The 2,714-nt window shown below is 45.6% G+C and carries 4 protein-coding genes; 2 read left to right on the plus strand and 2 right to left on the minus strand.

Annotated features, from left to right (window positions below; translation table 11 throughout):
* A partial coding sequence (locus JGK20_RS34185) for a hypothetical protein (RefSeq protein WP_293233829.1) occupies positions 1 to 298 on the plus strand: 298 nt, incomplete at its 5' end.
* Positions 299 to 355: 57 nt separating this feature from the next.
* Here JGK20_RS34185 and dcm read toward each other — a convergent pair.
* A complete protein-coding gene (gene dcm, locus JGK20_RS34190; protein ID WP_293233831.1) occupies positions 356 to 1,255 on the minus strand; it encodes a DNA (cytosine-5-)-methyltransferase in 900 nt (299 codons plus the stop codon).
* A gap of 216 nt (positions 1,256 to 1,471) precedes the next feature.
* On the opposite strand from dcm, the gene JGK20_RS34195 reads away from it, so the two are divergent.
* Positions 1,472 to 1,855 (plus strand): DUF4346 domain-containing protein, encoded by a 384-nt coding sequence (locus JGK20_RS34195; RefSeq protein ID WP_293211192.1) that lies wholly within the window; start codon positions 1,472 to 1,474, stop codon positions 1,853 to 1,855.
* A 44-nt stretch (positions 1,856 to 1,899) separates the two neighbouring features.
* Here JGK20_RS34195 and JGK20_RS34200 read toward each other — a convergent pair whose 3' ends face one another.
* Positions 1,900 to 2,619: a TPM domain-containing protein gene (locus tag JGK20_RS34200; RefSeq protein ID WP_293175597.1), complete on the minus strand. Its 720-nt coding sequence runs from the start codon at positions 2,617 to 2,619 to the stop codon at positions 1,900 to 1,902.
* Positions 2,620 to 2,714 lie beyond the last annotated feature (95 nt).

Below are 2,714 nucleotides of genomic sequence, written 5' to 3' on the forward strand. Positions count from 1 at the left end.
CGATATAGTTTTACTTTTCGCTTATTTACTTCGACCCAATGAGCCTGGTTTATCGGTAACAATTGCCAGTGTTTGTTCACCCGAACAATGTGCAGCAAAATTCAGAAATTGTTACGGAGTTGCTAGTCTGCAAGTAGGACAAATTCGTGAATTAGGTTTAGATGCAGTACCTGATTCAGCATCCCACGCTCAGATTGTCGGTTTACCTTATGTGACAGATGACCGAGACAGGGCTGAAAGATTAGCTGATTTGTTAGCAGAGCGATCGAGAATTGTATGGACACCTTCGCAAACATAGCTGAGCAAGTTTGCAAATTAAATCCGGGTTAAAAACCCCTGATAATACTCGGCGGTTTCAACCGTCGAGTATTTCTTTCGCGATCGCCTCCACCACCGGCACGCAAACCGAATTTCCAATTTGCTTGTAACTTTCCCCCGCACTCGGATAACTCTTAAAATCTTCAGGAAAACCCATCAGACGGTAGCATTCCTTCAGCGTCAGCTTTCGCACCAAATCTCGATCGCGAAAATAGACAAAAAACCTGCCCGATGTTTCTTGCGAAGGAATTGTCGGATGCACGCCATCCACCGAATAAATGCGATTCGGCTGTCTGTGAACTCTCGATAAATGTTCTGTATTCGGCCTGACGCCAGTTTTCCAAGTACCTTTATTCCTATAGCCTACAAATAACAATCCCGAATCCTGCTTTCTCGGATATTCAATTAAAGTATACTCGGATTTTTTAAGTCGAAAAAAATTGAATTCTTTACCCTTAGTTGCAATAATGAATATTCGTTCGCGATGTTGAGGAATGCCAAAGTCTTTAGCATTTAGAATTTGATGATTTACGCTGTATCCCAAATCTTCAAGACTGGCAATAATTACTTTTAAGGTGTTTCCCTTGTCGTGATGGATTAAATGCTTGACATTTTCCAGAACAACTACTTGAGGTTGCTTTACTTTAATAATTTTACAAATCTCGAAAAACAGCGTCCCTCTAGTATCTTCAAAACCCAGCTTTTTGCCGCAGATGCTAAAAGGTTGGCACGGAAACCCAGCTACTAAAACATCAAAGTCTGCCAACTCGGCTGGATTGATGTTACTGATGTCTGGAAAAGGCAATTCTCCGAAATTATCTGCGTACACTTCCCGGCATTTGCTGTTAATTTCGCAGGAAAAAACACATTCAAAGCCCATTTTTTCAAAACCTTGTCTGAAACCTCCTATGCCTGAAAATAAGTCTATAAATTTCATCTATAATTTAACGTAAAACATTACTAAATCTAATAATAACAGATTTTGTTCCTCTCTCTTCTTCCACTCTGCGCTCTCTGCGCTCGGGAATTGCCGTGTATGCAGATATCGGGTAGAATGTCGATCGCCCAAAAAACTCCCAAACTTGTCCCGCAGCCCACTAAACTAGAAATAGCAGAACCAAATACAGCCATTATCTACTTCCTTTCACCAACCATGAGTCAAACCTTGGAAAACCTCACCGCCATCGACGACAAGCTGTCCAAACGCCACATCGACCTCGATCCGGGCGGCTACTTCATCATTTACATCGATCGCGAAACCAGCCTAATTTGCGCCAAACACTTCACCAACATTATCGACGATCGCGGCCTCGCCGTCGATCCCGAAACCGGCAAACCCATCCCCGCCCGCGGCAAAGTAGAACGCACTCAGTGCACGCTTTTTAGCGGCAGAACCGCCAAAGAACTTTGCGTCAAAATCCTAGAAGAAACCCGCCCCAGCCCGGTGACAATGTTCGATCACGCGGCTTATCTGGGACGGGAATTTGTGCGGGCAGAACTTGCTTTGTTGAGCGATCGAGAATACGTTCAAGATTAGTCCCAGCGTCAACTGTCAACTGTCAACTGTCAACTGTCAACTGTTCAAGAAAAACCTTGGTACCAGAAATAAGTCACCATCGGAATCACTGTCGCCAACACCAACAGCACAACCACAACAACTGTGGCATTACCTTGGTCTGTTTCTTCAGCTTTTTTAAACGTGCCTTCAACTTGAATGTTATCAACAACTTTAGGCGCGCCCGGATCTGGTTCGCCGGACATCACAGTCGCAATCCGGGAACTAGCTTCGGAAAATGCCTCGTTGTATTTATTACCTTCTCGCAGCGGCACTTGCACAGTTTCCCCAGCTACACTCTGGGCAATTTCATCGCTTAGCAGTGACTTTACCCCTTCGCCGGTGCGAATTGCCGCGCTGTTGGTAACAGTGTCGAGAACGAGTAAAATTTGGTTATCCTGGTCTTCTTTTGCGGGAAACCACTGTTCAAACAGTTGGTCGGTGAAAGTCGCAGCCGTTTCGCCGTAGTCTAGGCGGTGGATAGTGACAAACCTGACTTGTTTTCCTGTTTTCTGTTCCAGGGTGTCGAGCACGCTGCTGACGTTGCTTTCGGTACTCCGGCTGAGTACGTCGCCTTTGTCCCACACCCAAGTTCGATCGCCCGCCGACAACACTGGCATTTCGTAAACGCCCGTCGCCAATGCCGGCAATACCGCTATCTGGGATGCGATCAGGACGATCGCGATCGTCACAGCCGCTTGTTGGAGATAATTTCTCCAGTTAAATAATTGCTCTAGTCTAGTCATCAGAAAAATGGGTTTGAAACCCCGTCCTTTCAGGACGGCTTTACATTTGTTGTTACTACCGCCTTGGAGTCGCAAGAGTTCGGTGTGATGAAAGT

This window comes from Microcoleus sp. PH2017_05_CCC_O_A (assembly GCF_020738785.1).
Taxonomy (GTDB): Bacteria; Cyanobacteriota; Cyanobacteriia; order Cyanobacteriales; family Microcoleaceae; genus Microcoleus.